At 70.0% G+C, this 16,206-nt stretch carries 13 protein-coding genes and 1 pseudogene; 11 read left to right on the top strand and 3 right to left on the bottom strand.

Annotated elements, in window-relative coordinates:
• Positions 1–294: 294 nt before the first annotated feature.
• Complete coding sequence (locus BLW63_RS21655) at positions 295–1,389, bottom strand: LLM class flavin-dependent oxidoreductase (protein WP_091160878.1); 1,095 nt, start codon at positions 1,387–1,389, stop codon at positions 295–297.
• Between the two features lie 390 nt (positions 1,390–1,779).
• Between BLW63_RS21655 and BLW63_RS21660 the strand changes: the two are divergent.
• From BLW63_RS21660 to BLW63_RS21690, 7 genes and pseudogenes are all read left to right on the top strand, one after another.
• Positions 1,780–3,192, top strand: a pseudogene (locus BLW63_RS21660) (IS1380 family transposase).
• A gap of 341 nt (positions 3,193–3,533) precedes the next feature.
• The gene (locus tag BLW63_RS21665) at positions 3,534–5,165 is read left to right on the top strand and encodes a flavin-containing monooxygenase (protein ID WP_091160881.1); all 1,632 of its coding nucleotides are present in this window, start codon (positions 3,534–3,536) and stop codon (positions 5,163–5,165) included.
• A gap of 112 nt (positions 5,166–5,277) precedes the next feature.
• A complete protein-coding gene (locus tag BLW63_RS21670) occupies positions 5,278–5,961 on the top strand; it encodes a 3-oxoacid CoA-transferase subunit A (protein ID WP_244522720.1) in 684 nt (227 codons plus the stop codon).
• A 2-nt stretch (positions 5,962–5,963) separates the two neighbouring features.
• A complete protein-coding gene (locus BLW63_RS21675) occupies positions 5,964–6,611 on the top strand; it encodes a 3-oxoacid CoA-transferase subunit B (RefSeq protein WP_211517223.1) in 648 nt (215 codons plus the stop codon).
• 92 nt (positions 6,612–6,703) lie between these two features.
• Entirely contained in the window at positions 6,704–7,606 is a 903-nt protein-coding gene (locus tag BLW63_RS21680; RefSeq protein WP_170856903.1) for an alpha/beta hydrolase, read from the top strand.
• Positions 7,606–8,382, top strand: a complete 777-nt coding sequence (locus BLW63_RS21685) for an SDR family NAD(P)-dependent oxidoreductase (RefSeq protein ID WP_091160891.1) — start codon at positions 7,606–7,608, stop codon at positions 8,380–8,382. Before BLW63_RS21680 ends, BLW63_RS21685 begins: the two co-directional genes overlap by 1 nt.
• On the top strand, positions 8,379–9,170 hold the full coding sequence (locus BLW63_RS21690; RefSeq protein ID WP_091160893.1) for an SDR family NAD(P)-dependent oxidoreductase: 792 nt from the start codon (positions 8,379–8,381) through the stop codon (positions 9,168–9,170). The genes BLW63_RS21685 and BLW63_RS21690 overlap by 4 nt, the downstream gene beginning before the upstream one ends.
• Here the strand turns inward: BLW63_RS21690 and BLW63_RS21695 are convergent.
• Entirely contained in the window at positions 9,157–9,834 is a 678-nt protein-coding gene (locus BLW63_RS21695; protein ID WP_091160895.1) for a TetR/AcrR family transcriptional regulator, read from the bottom strand. The two genes, BLW63_RS21690 and BLW63_RS21695, sit on opposite strands and share 14 nt — an antisense overlap.
• A 693-nt stretch (positions 9,835–10,527) precedes the next feature.
• Positions 10,528–11,079, bottom strand: a complete 552-nt coding sequence (locus BLW63_RS21700; RefSeq protein WP_211517224.1) for a TetR/AcrR family transcriptional regulator — start codon at positions 11,077–11,079, stop codon at positions 10,528–10,530.
• Positions 11,080–11,331: 252 nt separating this feature from the next.
• Between BLW63_RS21700 and BLW63_RS21705 the strand changes: the two genes are divergently transcribed.
• The 4 genes from BLW63_RS21705 to BLW63_RS21720 all read left to right on the top strand — a co-directional run bounded on the left by BLW63_RS21705 (position 11,332) and on the right by BLW63_RS21720 (position 16,186).
• Positions 11,332–13,368, top strand: coding sequence for a 3-hydroxyacyl-CoA dehydrogenase NAD-binding domain-containing protein (locus BLW63_RS21705; RefSeq protein WP_170856905.1), 2,037 nt, complete (start codon positions 11,332–11,334; stop codon positions 13,366–13,368).
• Positions 13,365–14,225, top strand: coding sequence for a cyclase family protein (locus BLW63_RS21710; RefSeq protein ID WP_091160900.1), 861 nt, complete (start codon positions 13,365–13,367; stop codon positions 14,223–14,225). The genes BLW63_RS21705 and BLW63_RS21710 overlap by 4 nt, the downstream gene beginning before the upstream one ends.
• A gap of 70 nt (positions 14,226–14,295) precedes the next feature.
• Entirely contained in the window at positions 14,296–14,811 is a 516-nt protein-coding gene (gene accB / locus BLW63_RS21715; protein WP_091160902.1) for an acetyl-CoA carboxylase biotin carboxyl carrier protein, read from the top strand.
• 1 nt (position 14,812) lies between these two features.
• Positions 14,813–16,186, top strand: a complete 1,374-nt coding sequence (locus BLW63_RS21720; protein ID WP_170856906.1) for an acetyl-CoA carboxylase biotin carboxylase subunit — start codon at positions 14,813–14,815, stop codon at positions 16,184–16,186.
• Positions 16,187–16,206: the final 20 nt, after the last annotated feature.

The raw sequence follows: 16,206 nt of genomic DNA on the forward strand, positions 1-16,206 counted from the left end.
ACCGCGGCCGGGCAGAGCGCGAGCACCTCAAGGGACCACGCTGGCGTCCCCACGCCTCTATCGAGCGTCAGCTGCCCGGACTGGAACCGCCGCCGGGAGGCACCCACTCAACAAAGCCTCGGCCCGAGAGCCGGGCAGCAAAAGGTAGAGCCTTCCCGACGGCGGCGCGGACCCCGTCGATGCGGGGCGAGGCCCATCCAACCTGAGGTGCATGAGGTGTGTGGGCCCATGATCTTGGTTCGGGTCGTTGCCCGGATCACAAGCTGCGGTCGTCGTGGGCGTCGGGCAGGTCCTCTACAACTCGGTGTCACGCGGGTCGACGCTTCCGAGAGACCCAGGACCCGTCCGCGCGGCGCGGAGCAATGCGCGAGGCCCTGTGACGCCCGCGGCCGCCTCGGCGATGTCGCGCATCGTGCGCTCCGCATGGGCCCGGGGCACATACATCATCATCTCGTCGACCCCCTGCTGCCGGTAGCCGTCGAACCGCTTGCGCACCTCCTCGACCGACCCGGTGATGGCCGCCGACGGGAGCAACGCCTCCATCACGTCAGGCGTCACCAGACCCTCGTCAAGGTCGTTGAGTCCGTCCATGTGGCGGCGATGGATCGCGAGGTGGCGCTGACGCTCCGGCACGGCGTCCAGCCGGTTGCGCCACTCCTGGCCGTGCGGAATGGCGTCGTACGGCTGGTGCCGTTCGTAGGACACGTGGTGGTAGAGCGCCGGCAACCAGCCCATGGTGTCGAGGACGCGCTGATCGCGCAGGCTCTCCCCGTCGCGTAGCGCGAGCGCGTAGGCGTGCACGGTGATCCACGGGAACGCGAGCTTCTGGTCATCGAGCGACTCGAACTGCGAGCACATGCCGTCGCCCCGCGCGGCGGCGACTGCCAGGCCCTTCGGCCCCTCGGCCGCGACGAGGATCGGCACCTCGATCGGCCGGGCGGCGACATAGCCCTCGCTGTGCAGCAGTTCGAGCAGATGCCCCTGCCACTCGACCTGGTCGCCCCGCAGCAGGGCTCGCAGAGCGGCGAGGTACTCGTCGACATCCTTCCACTTCATCGGGGTCGGATCGCCGAGAGCGTAGCGGGCCGAGAAGCCAGATCCAGCGGCGACCGCGACCCGCCCGGGGGCGAGGTGCTCGAGGTGGGCGATGGCACTGGCCGTCACGACCGGGTGCCGCAGGCTCGGGATGATCATGCTGCCGAGCCCGATCCGCTTCGTCCGCTCGGCAGCCACGCCGAGCGTCATCCAGATGTCGCCGTAGATCGCCGGCGAGTCGAAGAGCCAGACCCGGTGGAAGCCGAGCTCCTCTGCCAGCTCGATCAGCTCGGGCGTCGCCTGCGACGGCGCCAGCGCTACCGACACCGCCATGGGCTCGCTTGCGGTTCTCATTTCGACTCCTCTACCAATCAGACGTTTGGTAGAACGTATGGCAAGCGTCACACCGAGTCAATGCCAGCCATGATCGCGACCGGCTTTGACTCAACAGTCCGTCGGTAGACCGCCTAGGTCGCGAACGGAGCACACTTTGTGCAGCGTGCCGCCATCTCTCCATCGAGAGGCCGCACCCGCCATGCGTTCCGGCACTGCGACCGCCACCGCCACCGTGGACGACGTACGCCGCCTCACGGCGGAGTGGCGGCAACTGGCCACCGAGCTGGCCCGGGGCTTTCACCGGGCATGAGCGCATAGGCGTCTGCGGCTTCACGAAGGGTGCTCCTGACCTGCGAGGATCCGGTTTGTCTAGGACCTGATCAGCGCGAGAGCGGGAGCACCCTTCTGGTGAAGCAGCGTATCGGTCGGTACCCGTCCCTGGCAGTCGACGGGCAGGGGTCGAGTGTCGTGCCGAACGCCGGCGCGGTGCTGCTGTTGCGGACCGCGCAGACCGTCGGTCTGGCCGCGTCGCTGTCCGACGCGCTCGGGCCGTGGCGGCGGCCGACCGCGGTGCACGATCCGGGCAAGGTGCTGCTGGATCTCGCGGTCAGCCTGGCCGTCGGCGGGGACTGTCTGGCCGACCTGGCGCAGCTGCGTGCCCACCCCGGAGGTCTTCGGCCCGGTCGCCTTCGATCCCACGGTGTCTCGGCTGGTCGACCGCCTGGCCGCCGACGCCCCGGCCGCGCTGGCCGCGATCGCCTCGGCCCGGGCGACCGCGCGGGCGGCCGCGTGGTCACTGGCCGGCGAGCACGCCCCGACCACGACGCCGGCGCCGCGTCACCGTCGGCCATCGACGTGGACGCCACCCTGGTCACCGCGCACTCGGAGAAGGAGTCCGCGGCACCGACGTTCAAGCGCGGGTTCGGCTTCCATCCGCTGTGGGCCTTCGTCGACCACGGCGAGCAGGGCACCGGGGAGCCGCTGGCGTTCCTGCTGCGGCCGGGCAACGCCGGCTCGAACACCGTGGCCAACCACAAGACGGTCATCCGCGCCGCGCTGGCCCAGCTCCCCGGCGGACACGCCCGCGGCAAGAAGGTGCCCATCCGCATCGACGGCGCCGGCGGCACCCACGAGTTGCTGGCCTGGCTGACCCGGCGCCGGCTGTCCTACTCGGTCGGCTTCTCCCTGCCCGGCGACCTGGCCTCGATCCAGAAGAAGCTGGCCAGCATCCCGGCCGACGCCTGGACGCCGGCCTACGACGCCGACCGCCAGGCCCGCCCCGGCGCCTTCGTCGCCGAGGTCACCGACCTGTTCGAACTCTCGGGCTGGCCGGCGGGCATGCGGCTGATGGTGCGCAAGGAACGCCCGCACCCCGGTGCCCAACTGCGGATCACCGACGTCGAGGGCATGCGGATCACCGCCTTCGTCACCAACACCGCACGCGGGCAACTGGCCGAGCTCGAGCTGCGGCACCGCCGCCGCGCCCGCGCCGAGGACCGCATCCGCGCCGCCAAGGACACCGGCCTGACCAACCTGCCGCTGCACCACTTCGCCCAGAACCAGATCTGGTGTGCCATCGTCGCGCTCGCCGCCGACCTGCTCGCCTGGATGTAGACCCTCGCCCTCACCGAGCACGACGCCCGCCGGTGGGAGCCCAAGCGGCTACGCCTGCGGCTGCTCAGCATTCCGGCCCGCCACGCCCGCACCGGCCGCCGCCGGCTGCTGCACCTGGCCGCCACCGCGCCGTTCACCGCGCTCGCGCTGCAAGCCCTCGACGCCCTCGCGCAGCTGACCGGGCCACTGCTGGCCGACACGGGCTGAACCCGAGCCCGTCCCGTCCCGACGACCCCAGGAACGACCGGTGAGTAGAACCGGCGCCCACCCGAGCGACCTCGGCCGATCCGTCACACCCCGATGTGATCACGCGGGATCAGAACCCCGACAACCATCAAAATGATCATGACCATGAAAGATCCTGGCTGACTCGCCACGCCAGGAGGACGGCCTGCGCAACCGAGCCGGCCGTCCGGAGAGCAAAGGTCACGGTCGTCTCGTTGCAGTCTTCGTGATCCCGGTCTCTGTGTGGTGTTGACGCGCGTCACATCCGCAGCTACGTTATCAAACGATCGTTTGGCAGATTGGACTCCACGAAGGGATCACTCATGGCTGAGGCACTCAAGGCGCGTGACGTCGACGCGGTGGTCATCGGGGGTGGCTTCTCCGGGCTCTACGCGACGAAGCGCCTCGTCGACATCGGCCTGGAGGTCCGCTCCTTCGACGCGGCCGACGATGTGGGTGGTGTCTGGACCTGGAACCGTTATCCCGGCGCGCGGACCGACTCGCTGCACGAGGCCTACCAGTTCTCGTTCGACCGCGAGTTCGCGACCTCCTGGGCCTACAGCAACATCCATCCCACGCAGCCCGAGGTGCTGGCCTACCTGAACCGGTTCGCCGACCACTTTGGCCTCCGTAAGCACTACACCCTCAGCACCCGGGTCGAGTCCGCCGTCTTCGACGAGGCGTCCGCGCGGTGGGTCATCACGACCGACGGCGGCGAGACCGTGACGGCCAAGTACTTCGTCACCGGCATGGGCCTGGTGTCGGCGCCGATCCTGCCGAACGTCCCCGGGGTGGAGTCCTTTCGTGGCGAGGTGCACCACACGTCGCGGTGGCCACAGCACGAGGTCGACTTCAGCGGCAAGCGGGTGGCGGTCATCGGCACAGGCTCGAGCGGCGTGCAGATCATCTCCGCCATCGCCGGCGACGTATCCGAGCTGACCATCTTCCAGCGGACGCCGAACTGGGTCCCACCCACCGGCCACCGGCCAGTGACCGCCGAGGAGCGCACCGGGATCGTCGCGAATTACGACGAGATTTGGCGCCGCGTCCGGCAGCACCCGGCGGGATGGCCCTGGGAGGCCGCTGGCCGGCTGGCTTTGGAGACTGACCCGGCCGAGCGGGAGGCCATCTTCGAGGAGGCGTGGCGCCGCGGCGGCTTTTCGATGCTCTATGAGACGTTCGACGACCTGTTCACCGACAAGGCCGCCAACGACGTCATCTGCGAGTGGATGGCGAGCAAGATCGCCTCCATCGTGCACGACCCGGCCACCGCTGCGAAGCTCACGCCGTCGCACCCCTATGGGGCCAAGCGGCCGCCTGCCGCCGACGGCTACCTGGAGGCCTTCAACCAGGAGCACGTACGGCTGGTGGACATCCGCGAGACGCCGATCACCCACTTCACCGAGCGGGGGATCGCGACGTCCGACGGTGAGTACGAGGTCGACATCATCGTCATGGCGACCGGTTTCGACGCCATCACCGGCGCATTCACCCGCATGGACATCCGTGGCATCGGTGGAAAGAGCCTCAACGAGCACTGGCAAGACGGTCCCAAGACCTACCTGGGCGTCGCCGTGTCCGGGTTCCCCAACATGTTCATGGTGGCCGGCCCCCAGAGCCCCTTCGCCAACCTGCCGCCGGGCGCCCAAGAGCAGGGCAACTGGATCGCCGACCTCATCGTGCACATGCGGCAGCAGGGCATCGAGCTCGTCCAGACGACCGTCGAGTCCGAAGAGGAGTGGACCAAGCACCTGACCGAGGTCGCCGAGGCGCTGGTCACCCGATACGGGCTGGAGGCGAACTCGTGGTTCGCGGGGGCCAACATCGAGGGCAAGCCGCGGGCGTTCAATGTCTACTTCGGCGGCGCCAACGTGCACGCCGACCTCTGCGACGCCGAGGCCGCCGATGGCTACCCACACTTCGAGAAGGTGTCCTCCATGGCGACGATCTCCTAATCGCTCACGCGGCGTCGGGCGGTCCGCCGTAGGTCCTGCGGCGGTCCGCCCGTCCCGCAACTGACGGGTCGGTCGACAGAAGGGCGGCACTGCGGTGGCAATTAACAAGGTCGTGGAGTCGGCCGAGCAGGCGATTTCCGGCATCGACGACGGGGCCACTTTGATGGTCAGCGGCTTCGGCCCTCCCGGGCAGCCGGAGGCGGTGCTCGAGGCGGTGCTCGCGAAGGGCGTCACCGACCTCACGATCATCAACAACAACGCCGGCGCTGGCGGGGTGGCGATTTCACGACTGTTCGCGGCCAAGCGGGTACGCAAGGTCGTGTGCTCGTTCCCCAAAGCGATCGGGTCCACGATCTTCGACGAGCTGTACCTGGCGGGTGAGATCGAGCTGGAACTGGTGCCGCAGGGCACGCTGGCCGAGCGCATTCGCGCCGCCGGCGCCGGCATTACCGGCTTCTTCACGCCCACCGGCTACGGGACCGAGCTCGCCGAGGGCAAGGAGGTGCGCGTCATCGACGGCGTGCCGTCGGTGTTCGAGCGGCCGCTGTTCGCCGACTTCGCGCTCGTCCGCGGCCACCGGGGCGACCGATACGGCAACCTCGTCTTCCGCAAGACCGGCCGGAACTTCGGTCCCATCATGGCGGCAGCCGCCGAGGTGACCATCGCCGAGGTGGGCGGTGTCCTCCCGCAGTTGGATCCGGAGGTGATCGCCACCCCGGGGATCTATGTCGACCGGGTCGTGGTCGGGGCCGACACCGGCGCGGACACCCTGCCCGCCACCGGAACGGAGGCCTGACCGTGGGCTGGACCAGGAACCAGATCGCCGCCCGCGTGGCCCAGGACATCCCGGACGGCGCCTACGTCAACCTCGGCATCGGCATGCCCACCCTCGTCGCCGACCACGTGCCACCGGGCAAGGAGTTCGTGCTGCACACCGAGAACGGCATGCTCGGCATGGGACCGGCGGCGCTCGACGGCGAGATCGACGTCGACCTCATCAACGCCGGCAAGATCTACGTGACCGAGAACCCAGGCGCGTCGTACTTTCACCACGCCGACTCGTTTGCCATGATCCGCGGCCGGCACCTGAGCCACTGCGTCATCGGCGCCTACCAGGTCGCCCAGAACGGTGACCTGGCCAACTGGCGGACCACGTCGCCCACCACCATCCCCGGCGTGGGCGGCGCGATGGACCTCGCCGTGGGCGCGCAGCACGTCTTCGTAGCCATGGAGCTGTTCACCCGCTCCGGGGAGTGCAAGCTCGTCAAGGCCTGCACCTACCCGCTGACGGCGACCCAGTGCGTGGAGCGGGTCTACACCGACCTTGGTGTCTTTGAACCCGGTCCGGATGGCGTGGCGGTCGTCGAACTCCACGCGAGCGCCACCCTCGACGATCTGCGTCACCGCAGCGGCCTGGACCTGATCGACGCCCTCCCCAAGAGCTGAGAACCCGCGGGGACGCTGCACCGCCTCGCGCCACAACGAACTGATCGAGACGTCGGATGTCCCGTCGTCCCGCCGAGCCAAGGAGACAGAACATGACAGAGACCGGTGATCAGCAGGCGCAGCTGGACCGCGCCGTCCAGATGTTCGTGGAAGCCACCCCACCGGTCGGCGCCCCGATCGAGGAGTGGCGTGCCGGGTTCGAGGCCATGGCCGCGCAGTTCGAGATCGCGGCCGACGCCGACATCCAGGAGATCGACGCCGCCGGTGTCCCCGGTAAGACCGTGCGTGCTCCCGGGGCTCGGGAGGACCGGGTGATCCTCCACTTCCACAGCGGCGGGTACGTCCAAGGTTCGTCGCTGTCCTACCGCAACTTCGCCTACCGCCTGTCGGCCGCGACGGGGGCCACCGTCGTCGTGCCCGACTACCGCCTGGCGCCCGAGCACCCCTTCCCTGCGCCGGTCGAGGACGCCCAGACCGTCTACGCGTGGGCGCTTAAGACGTGGGAGCCGGCCCAGATCGTGATCAGCGGTGACTCCGCGGGTGGCGGGCTGGCGATGGCGACACTGCTGGCCCTGCGCGACTCGGGGCAGCCGATGCCCGCTGCCGCGTTCGCCATCTCCCCACTGCTGGACCTGGCCGGCGAGAGCCCGTCGATGCAGTCGAACGACGGCAAGGACCCGCTCATCGACCAGAACATGGTGGTCGAGATGGGCAAGGTGTACATCGGCGACATCGACCCCCACGAGCACCCGTACTGCTCGGCGCTCTGGGGCAAGCACCACGACCTGCCCCCGCTGCTGCTGCTGGCCAGCAACTCCGAGGTGCTCCGTGACGACTCCGTTCGCCTCGCGGAGAGCGTCAAGGCAGCGGGTGGCTCGGCCGAGCTCTCGCTCCCCGACGGCATGGTGCACATCTGGACCCTGTTCCCGTTCCTCGAGCAGGCGGCCGCCAGCCTCGAGGTCATCGGCGGCTTCGTGAAGCGTCACCTCGGCTGATGGCCGTTCCCGCCGGCCGCGCTTCCGGGCAGCGGTTCACCGGGCTCAGCATCCTGGTCACCGGCGCCGCGGGGGAGATCGGCTCCGCCGTCGCCGGTGCACTGGTTGCCGAGGGGGCCCGGGTGACGCTGGCCGATCTCGACGCGACGGTGCTCACCCAGCTGGCCGACGAGTTGGGGTCGGCCGCCCACGCAGTGCCCACCGACGTGACCGTCGAGGAGGACGTCGAGCGCGCGGTCGCCGAGGCGGTCGCCTTCGCCGGTGGGCTTCACGGCGTCTTCAACAACGCCGGCATCGAGGGCCCGGTCGGGCCGATCACGGAGCTGGACCTGGACCGCTTCGCCCAAGTGCTGCGCATCAACGTCCTGGGCGCCGCGGCGGTCCTCAAGCACAGCCTCCCGCGACTGGACGCGGGGGGAGCCGTCGTGCAGACCGGCAGCACGGCCTCCGTGGCCGGTTCGGCGCACATGGCCCCCTATGTGGCCTCGAAGCACGCGCTCCTCGGCCTGACCAGGGTCGCCTCCCGGGAGGTGGCGGCCCGTGGCGTACGCGTGACCGCGGTGCTCCCCGGTCCCGTGCACGGGCGGATGATGCAGCGCATCGAGAGCGGCCGCTCGGGCTCGGGAACGGCGACGGCGACCACGCCCACCGCGCTCGACGGAGGTCGCTACGCCACAGTGGCGGAGGTGGTGTCCGCGGTGCTGTTCCTGCTTAGCGGGGAGGCCGGTTTCGTGGCCGGGACGGGGCTCCTCATGGACGGCGGGAGGCTGGCATGACGAGGACGTCGGCGGCCGGCGGTGGCGGCTCGGCGTCCCTCGCGGGCGAGGTCGCGTTCGTCACCGGAGCGGGATCCGGCATCGGCCGTTCGTGCGCCGTGGCGCTCGCTGCCCGCGGGGCAACCGTGATGGTGACGGACATCTCCGAGGCTGCCGCCCGGGAGGTGGCGGCCGTGACCGGCCAGCCCGACAACTTCCGTCGGCTGGACGTCTCCGACCCGCGCGGTGTCGAGGCCGCCGTGGCCGACACCGTCGATCGGCTCGGCCCGTTGACGGTCGCCGTCAACAACGCAGGTGTCGGGGTGCCCACGCCCTACCGCACGGCCGAGGTGTCCGACGAGGAGTGGCGACGGGTGCTGTCGGTGAACCTCGACGGCGTCTTCCACTGCGTACGCGCCGAGGTGGAGGCGATGCTGCGCAACCCCGAGCGAGGGCGAAGGGGTCGCGGATCGATCGTCAACATGGGGTCGGTCGGCTCGCTGGTCGGGCTCGCCGGCGCGGTGACCTACACGTCGGCCAAGCACGCCGTGCTTGGGCTGACCAAGGCGACGGCCGCCGAGTACGCCCGCGACGGCATCCGCGTCAACCTGGTCACGCCAGGCTATGTCGACACGGCGATCTCGCCGCGCACCGACGAGGAGAAGGCAGCGCTCGGCGCCCGGCATCCCATGGGGCGGCTGGCCGCCCCGGAGGAGATCGCCGGAGCGGTGTGCTTCCTGGCATCTGCCGATGCCTCGTTCGTGACCGGCGCCCACTACTCGGTGGACGGCGGGTTCACTTCGGTATGACCGCCGGCGCGGTGGCGACCGCCGAGCGGGTCAGCGCGACCAGGGCTTCGCTGATCTCCAGGACCCCGAAGGCCTTCCCTGATCGACTCGGCCAGAACCGGACGTTGTTGACCGCGCCCAACAGAAACCGCGTGATCAGCCGCAGCTCGACGTCGGGTCGGATCTCCCCGTTCGCCTGCCCGGCGGCTACCAGCGCCTGGATGTGCCGCTCGAAGAACCGGCCCCACTCGTTGGACTCCGCAAGCCGGTCACCCGTGAGGTGCTGGCGGTCGGTGAAGAAGATGTTGGCGCGGTCGCGGTTCTCCAGATACCAGATGCTGGAGCGCCGCAGATATTCGAGTAATTCCTCCAGTGGCGACAGGCCCATTGTCGCGACTTCCTCGGCGATGCGAGACGTCTGCTTGTGGGATTCCTCGACGATCCGGAACAGCAACTCCTCCTTGGAGGAGAAGTAGTGGTACAGACTTCCCTTGAGCACTCCGACCCGGTCGGCGACATCCTGGATGGACGTAGCGCTGTAACCGCGGGCGGACATGACCTCGATGGCCGCAGCCATCACGGCGTCGTCCCGGTTGCGCCGCTCGGTCGGGGGGCGGGTGGCAGCTCGGGCGTCACGCGCCATGTCGTCCTCCTGGGTCGTGCCGACGATTCGCAGGAACAGCATCGGCAACCACGGGCCGAATGGGATCAAACAAATGGTCGTTTGACCTTAGCACCGCGACTGTCAAGCCGAGGCCGGCGGTGTGGGCGCGGTCACTCTCATGGGGGCGATGACCGCACGTCGAGCCGGCCGTCACTCCACTCGCCCCGATCGAAAGGACACGCAGTGAACAGCACCGACGCCGCCACCGACCCCGCCGTGTGGGCTGGGGGCATATGGGAGGGCGACACATCCTGGCCTGCCCGCACGAGTCGCGCCTACGACCTCGCCGTGCGTCTGGAACACGGGATGACGCATCACCCCGCCCATCCGCCGTACTCCTACACGCTCGTGAAGAAGCACGGGAAGCACAACTACCCGGGCGGCATCTCCTCGGCCATGGAGCTGATCACGATGCCGGGCCCGAGGGCGCCGGCGCCGGCTCGGTCCAGGAGTTTCCGCCCCTTGGTGTGGCCCGGACACCTGGTCGACGGCGAGGTGCTCTTCGGCCGGTACGTCCACGCCGCGATCAGTCCGCGCACGCCCGACCGGAAGGCGGCGTTGGCCGCACGTCACCTGGTCGGACGGCTGGCCGAGACAGCGGGGGTAGCCGTGGCGGTGGCCTTCCCAACCTTCCTGGCCTCGGCCGAGGCCTCGTTCGTGATCGGTGCGCAGTTGACCGTTGAGGGGGGACGCGGCCCTGTGAACCGACAGTTCTCAGTCGGTCGCGATGGCCGATCGGGTGAGCGCCACGAAGGCCTCGGCGATTTCCGTGTTCGTGAACTTCTTGCCCGAGCGACTCGGCCAGAGGCGCACGTTGTTGATCCCGCCGAGGATGTAGCGCGTCACTAGGCGGGGGTCCAGGTCGTCGCGGACGTGACCGTCGGTTTGCGCCGCCTCCACGAGGTCCTGCAGGTGGCGCTCGAAGTAGCGACCCCAGGCGTTGGCCTCCTGGAGCCGCTCGCCGGTGAGGTGGCGACGGTCGGTGAAGAAGATGTTCGCCCGGTCGCGGTTGTTCAGGAACCACACGGCTTCGCGCCGCAGGTACTCCAGCAGCTCCTCCAGCGAGCCGAGACCGAGGGCGCTGACGTCCTCGGCGATCTGGACGGTCTGGGTGTGGGACTCCTGGACGATGCGGTATAGGAGGTCCTCTTTGGAGGAGAAGTAGTGGTACAGGCTGCCCTTCAGCACCCCGACGCGATCCGCGACCTCCTGCACCGACGTGGCCGCGTAGCCGCGCTCGGACATCACCTCGACCGCCGCTGCCATGACGGCGTCGTCCCGGTTGCGGCGTTCCGTGGGGGGGCGCCGCGCGTGGCCGTTGGTTGTCGGAGTGGTGGTATTGCGCGCCACAGGTGCTCCTCGTCGTGGGGACCGGGCAGGTGTGGCCGCGGCCGATCGCCAGGTTACCGGCGGAGCTTGACTCGAGGTCGGCCAACCAAATGAATGGTTGACTCTATCACCCGCAGCCGGAATTTTTTGCGTCATGAAGCCCGTATCCGGCCATCTCCTAGGAGTGCTGTGATCATCAGGACCCAGCAGCAGGGCGATGTCGTCGTGCTGACGATCGACAACCCCCCGGTCAATGCCGGCAACGCCGAGCAGCGAGCCGGTCTGGCCGCCGCGATCACCGACGCATTGGCCGTCCCGGGGTTGAGCGGCATCGTGATCGCCAGTGCCGGACCCCACTTCTACGCCGGCTCGGACCTCGGCGAGTTCGACGGAGAGCTCGCCTCTCCAACGCTGCCGGAGGTCATCGCGCTGGTCGAGAGCGCCCCGGTCCCGTTCGTGGCCGCCGTCAAGGGGCTCGCCCTCGGCGGCGGACTCGAGCTGGCCCTGGCCTGTGACCGTCGCGTGGTCGACAGCAGCGCCCGGCTCGGCTTCCCGGAGGTGCGTTTCGGGATCCTCCCGGGTGCGGGCGGCACGGTGCGCGCCGCCAGGCTCGTCGGCCCGGCGGCAGCCGTCGAGATGGTGACCTCCGCTCGGCAGGTGGACGCCGAGGAGGCGAGGAAGGTCGGGCTGGTCGACCGGGTCGTCGACCCCGCGGACCTCATCACCGCGGCGGTGGAGACGGTTCGCGGGCTCGACGGCCGGGACCTGATCCGCGACCGGACCGCTCCCCGTGACGAGTCAGCCACGGTCGAGGCCGCTCTCGCCGCGATCCCGCGTCGAGCCCGTCCGAACGTACGACGGGCCGCGGACCTGGTGGTCCGAGGCGCGAGGCTGGACGCGGACACCGCGCTCGCCGAGGAGCGCGCCGCGTTCGACGAGCTCCGTCGTACGCCGGAGTCGCAGGACCTGCGCTACCTGTTCTTCGCCCAGCAGGACGCGGCCCGCTCGCTGCGCACCTCTGCCGCGCCCGCCCACGTAGGCAGGGTCGGCATCGTCGGGGCCGGGACCATGGGCAAAGGCCTCGCCGTCCTGTTCGCCGGTCGCGGGTACGACGTCACGGTCGTCGACGGTCAGCAGGAGGCACTCGACCGCGTCGCGGCCGCCGTGCCGTCCGCCGCCGTGTCGGACTCCCTGACGGCGCTCGGCGAGGTCGACCTCGTCGTCGACGCGGTGTTCGAGGACATGTCGGTCAAGCAGGACCTGTTGCGCGAGCTCGAGCCCATCGTCCCGCCGTCGGCCACGATCGCCAGCAACACCTCCTACCTGGACCTCGACGAGATAGCGACCGTCCTGGCCGACCCAAGCCGGTTCGCCGGGCTCCACTTCTTTAACCCGCCCGAGCGCAACGCGCTGGTGGAGGTGATCCCCGCGGCCCGCACGTCGGAGGCCCACACGGCCACGCTCGGCTCCGTCGTACGGCGGCTGGGCAAGATCGGCATCCGGGCCGGCGTCGGCGACGGCTTTGTCGGGAACCGGGTCTACGCCGACTACCGCGGGCAAGCCGAGTTCCTCTTGGAGGAGGGGGCGAACGTCGAGGACGTCGACGCAGCCATGGTCGACCTGGGGTTCGCCATCGGACCGTTCGCGGTCGCGGACATGTCCGGCCTCGACATCGCCTGGGCGCGACGCAAACGCCTGGCCCTCACCCGGGACCCCGGCCAGCGGTACGTACGCATCCCCGACCTCGTGTGCGAGGCCGGCCGGCTCGGGAGGAAGACCGGTGCCGGCTGGTACGACTACCCCGAGGGCGCCAAGCGGGGCGTCCCCTCGCCGGCCGTCCAGGAGCTGGTCGACCGGGCGCGCGCCGAGCAGCACATCATCCCTCGAGCCATCGGCGCAGACGAGATCAAGGACAGGGTGCTCGGGTCGATGCTCGCGGCCGCGGCGACCCTGGTGTCGGTCGGCGTCACCGCCCAGGCCTCCGACATCGACGTGGCGCTCACCGAGGGGTTCGCGTTTCCCAGGCACCTCGGCGGGCCGCTGCGCACCCTCTCGCGGCGTCCCGAGAGTGCGGTGGTGGCGATCCTCGCCCAGGTGCACGCCTCGGATCCCATCGGTTTCTCGATCCTGGAGCCGGCCACCGCCGGCGTCCTTCCCCTCCCGGTGCGCACCGTCCTGGACTCCGTGCGTCCGGCCACCACCACGCACGAAGGAGTAGACGCATGACCACCGCACCTGAGCAGAAGACGACCACGGCCTGGGGAGGCGCGGTCTGGACCGGCCCGGTGGCGTGGCCGGGGAACAACGGGGAGAGCCGTGCCTACGACCTCGCGGTTCGCCTCGAGCACGGAATGACCCACCACGCCGCGCACCCGCCCTACTCCTACACGCTGGTCAAGAAGCACGGCGAGCACAACTACCCGGGCGGGATCTCCTCGGCCATGGAGCTGATCACCATCCCGGGGCACGGCGGCACGCACGTCGACGCCCCCGGGCACATCTCCCTCGACGGTCGCACCAGCGGCGGCCGGGACGTGCTCGACCACCAGTCGTGGACCGAGGGCCTGGCCATCGGCTCGGTCGAGGAGCTCCCGCCGCTCGTCGGCCCCGGCCACCTCGTGGACGGCGAGAAACTGTTCGGCCGTCCCATGACCAACAGGGACGGCTTCGGCGCCGATGAGCTCGAGCAGTGGTTCGCTGACCGGCCCGCCCCCGAGTCGGGTTCCGTCGTCCTGTTCCGGACCGGACAGATGCGCCACTGGCACGACTCCGAACGCTACCTCGGCATCGGTATCGGGCTGCCCGGTGTCGCCCTGTCGGGCGCCCGGTGGCTCTCCGAGCGCGGCGTGCGCGCCCTCGGGTGCGACACCGCGAGCTTCGAGCACAAGCCCGAGTGGCTGGTGCCGGCGCTCGACGTACACGTGCACCTGCTGGTGGAGTGCGGCATCCCCATCATGGAGTCGGTCCAGCTCGAGCGCCTGGCCGCCGACGAGGTCCACGAGTTCTTCTTCGTCGCCACCGCCCTGCGGATCGGCGGCGGCACCGGCTCACCGCTGCGCCCGCTGGCGTTCGTGCCGGCGTGACCCCTTGCACAAGTGTGACCGTCGCCCTACTCTGTCAACCAACCGATCGTTTGATTAGAAGGGGTGGCCCATGGAGCTGTCGCCGGCCGACATCAAGCTGATTGTGTCGACCCTCCAGGAGTCGGACTACGACGAGGCCGAAGTCGTCGTCGGTGACGTCCGGATCACCGTCGCTCGCGGCGGTGCCCGCCTCGCGTCCTCGGCTCTGGTCGCCCCGGTCGAGATGGCCGCGCCCGCGCCGAGCCCTGTTCCCGCGCCGAGCCCCGTTCCCGCGCCTGCCCCCGCGGCGGCTCCTGCCCCCGCTCCCATGACCGCGGCCCCGAGCGCCGAGCCGGCGCCCGGTGACGTGCAGGTGACGTCGCCCACCGTCGGCGTCTTCTGGCGGGCTCCCGAGCCGGGCGCCGCGCCGTTCGTCCAGGTGGGCAGCACGGTGGCGGTCGGGGACACGATCGGGATCGTCGAGGTGATGAAGCTGATGAGCAACATCGCCGCGGAGGTCGCCGGCGTCGTGACCGCCATCTACGTCGACAACGCCCAGGGAGTCGAGTTCGGCACCCCGCTGGTGTCGATTCGCCCGGAGGGTTGAGATGGCGGAGATCCGACGGTTGCTCATTTCCAACCGCGGGGAGATCGCGGTCCGCATCATCCGCGCCTGCTTCGACGAGGGCATCGAGAGCGTGCTGGCCTGTTCGGCCGCCGACACCGATTCCCTGGCGGCGCGGCTCGCGGATCGGGTCGTGGTGATCGGCCCGGCGGCTGCGGGGGAGAGCTACCTGTCCGTGGAGCGGGTCGTCGCGGCGGCGCTCTACGCCGAGTGCGATGCGCTCCACCCGGGCTATGGCTTCCTCTCCGAGCGTCCGGAGCTGGTCGATGCCTGCCAGGAAAGCAAGATCACCTACGTCGGCCCGCCGGCGGACATCATGCGCCGGGCCGGGTCGAAGCTGGGCGCTCGCGAGGTCGCCGAGCAGGCCGGTATCCCGACCGGTAAGGGCACCCCGGGCCTGTCGAGCGCGGCAGAGGCCAGGCGGGCGGCCGAGGAGCTTGACTCGTTCCCCTTGCTGCTGAAGGCGTCGGCCGGCGGTGGTGGTCGAGGCATGACCATCGTGCGGTCGCTCGACGAGGTCGAGGCGGCGTACGGCCGGTCGTCGACCGAGGCCGAGCGCGCATTCGGCGACGGAACCGTCTACTTCGAGCCGTACGTCGAGAAGGCCCGACATGTCGAGGTTCAGATCCTGGCCGACACGCAGGGCAATGTCTGCCACCTCGGCGAGCGCGACTGCTCCACTCAGCGTCGCTACCAGAAGATAATCGAGGAGGCGCCGGCGGTCGGCCTGCCGTCATCGCTGATCGAGCAGATCCGCACGGCCGCCGTTGACCTGGCCCGTGCCCTCGAGTACGTCGGGGCGGGCACCGTCGAGTTCCTAGTCGACGCGAGCACGCACCGCTTCATCTTCCTCGAGGTGAACGCCCGGGTGCAGGTCGAACACCCCATCACCGAGGAGATCACCGGCGTCGACATCGTCCGGGAGCAGCTGCGCATTGCCCGCGGGCAGGCGCTGTCCTTCACCCAGGAGGACATCCGGCTGTCCGGCCACGCCATCGAGTGCCGGCTCAACGCGGAAAATGCGCGCGCCGGGTTCCTGCCGACTCCGGGGACGATCCTCCACTGGACGGTGCCGCAGGGTACGGGCGTCCGGATCGACACCTACGCCCACGACGGCGCCGTCGTCGCCCCCTGGTACGACTCGCTCGTCGCCAAGGTCATCGTCCACGCGTCTGACCGCGACGCGGCGGTGGCGCTCATGCGCCGCACGCTGAGCCGCATCGAGGTCGACGGCATATCGACGACCGCCGACATCCACGCCGCGATCCTGGCCCATCCGGACTTCGCCCGGGAGCCGGTGACGACGCGCTGGGTCGAAGAGGAGTTCCTCCCGACCTGGAGCCCCGCGGCTGTCTGACCACCAGCCGAACCCGAAAG

This window comes from Geodermatophilus africanus (genome assembly GCF_900107105.1).
GTDB lineage: Bacteria > Actinomycetota > Actinomycetes > Mycobacteriales > Geodermatophilaceae > Geodermatophilus > Geodermatophilus africanus.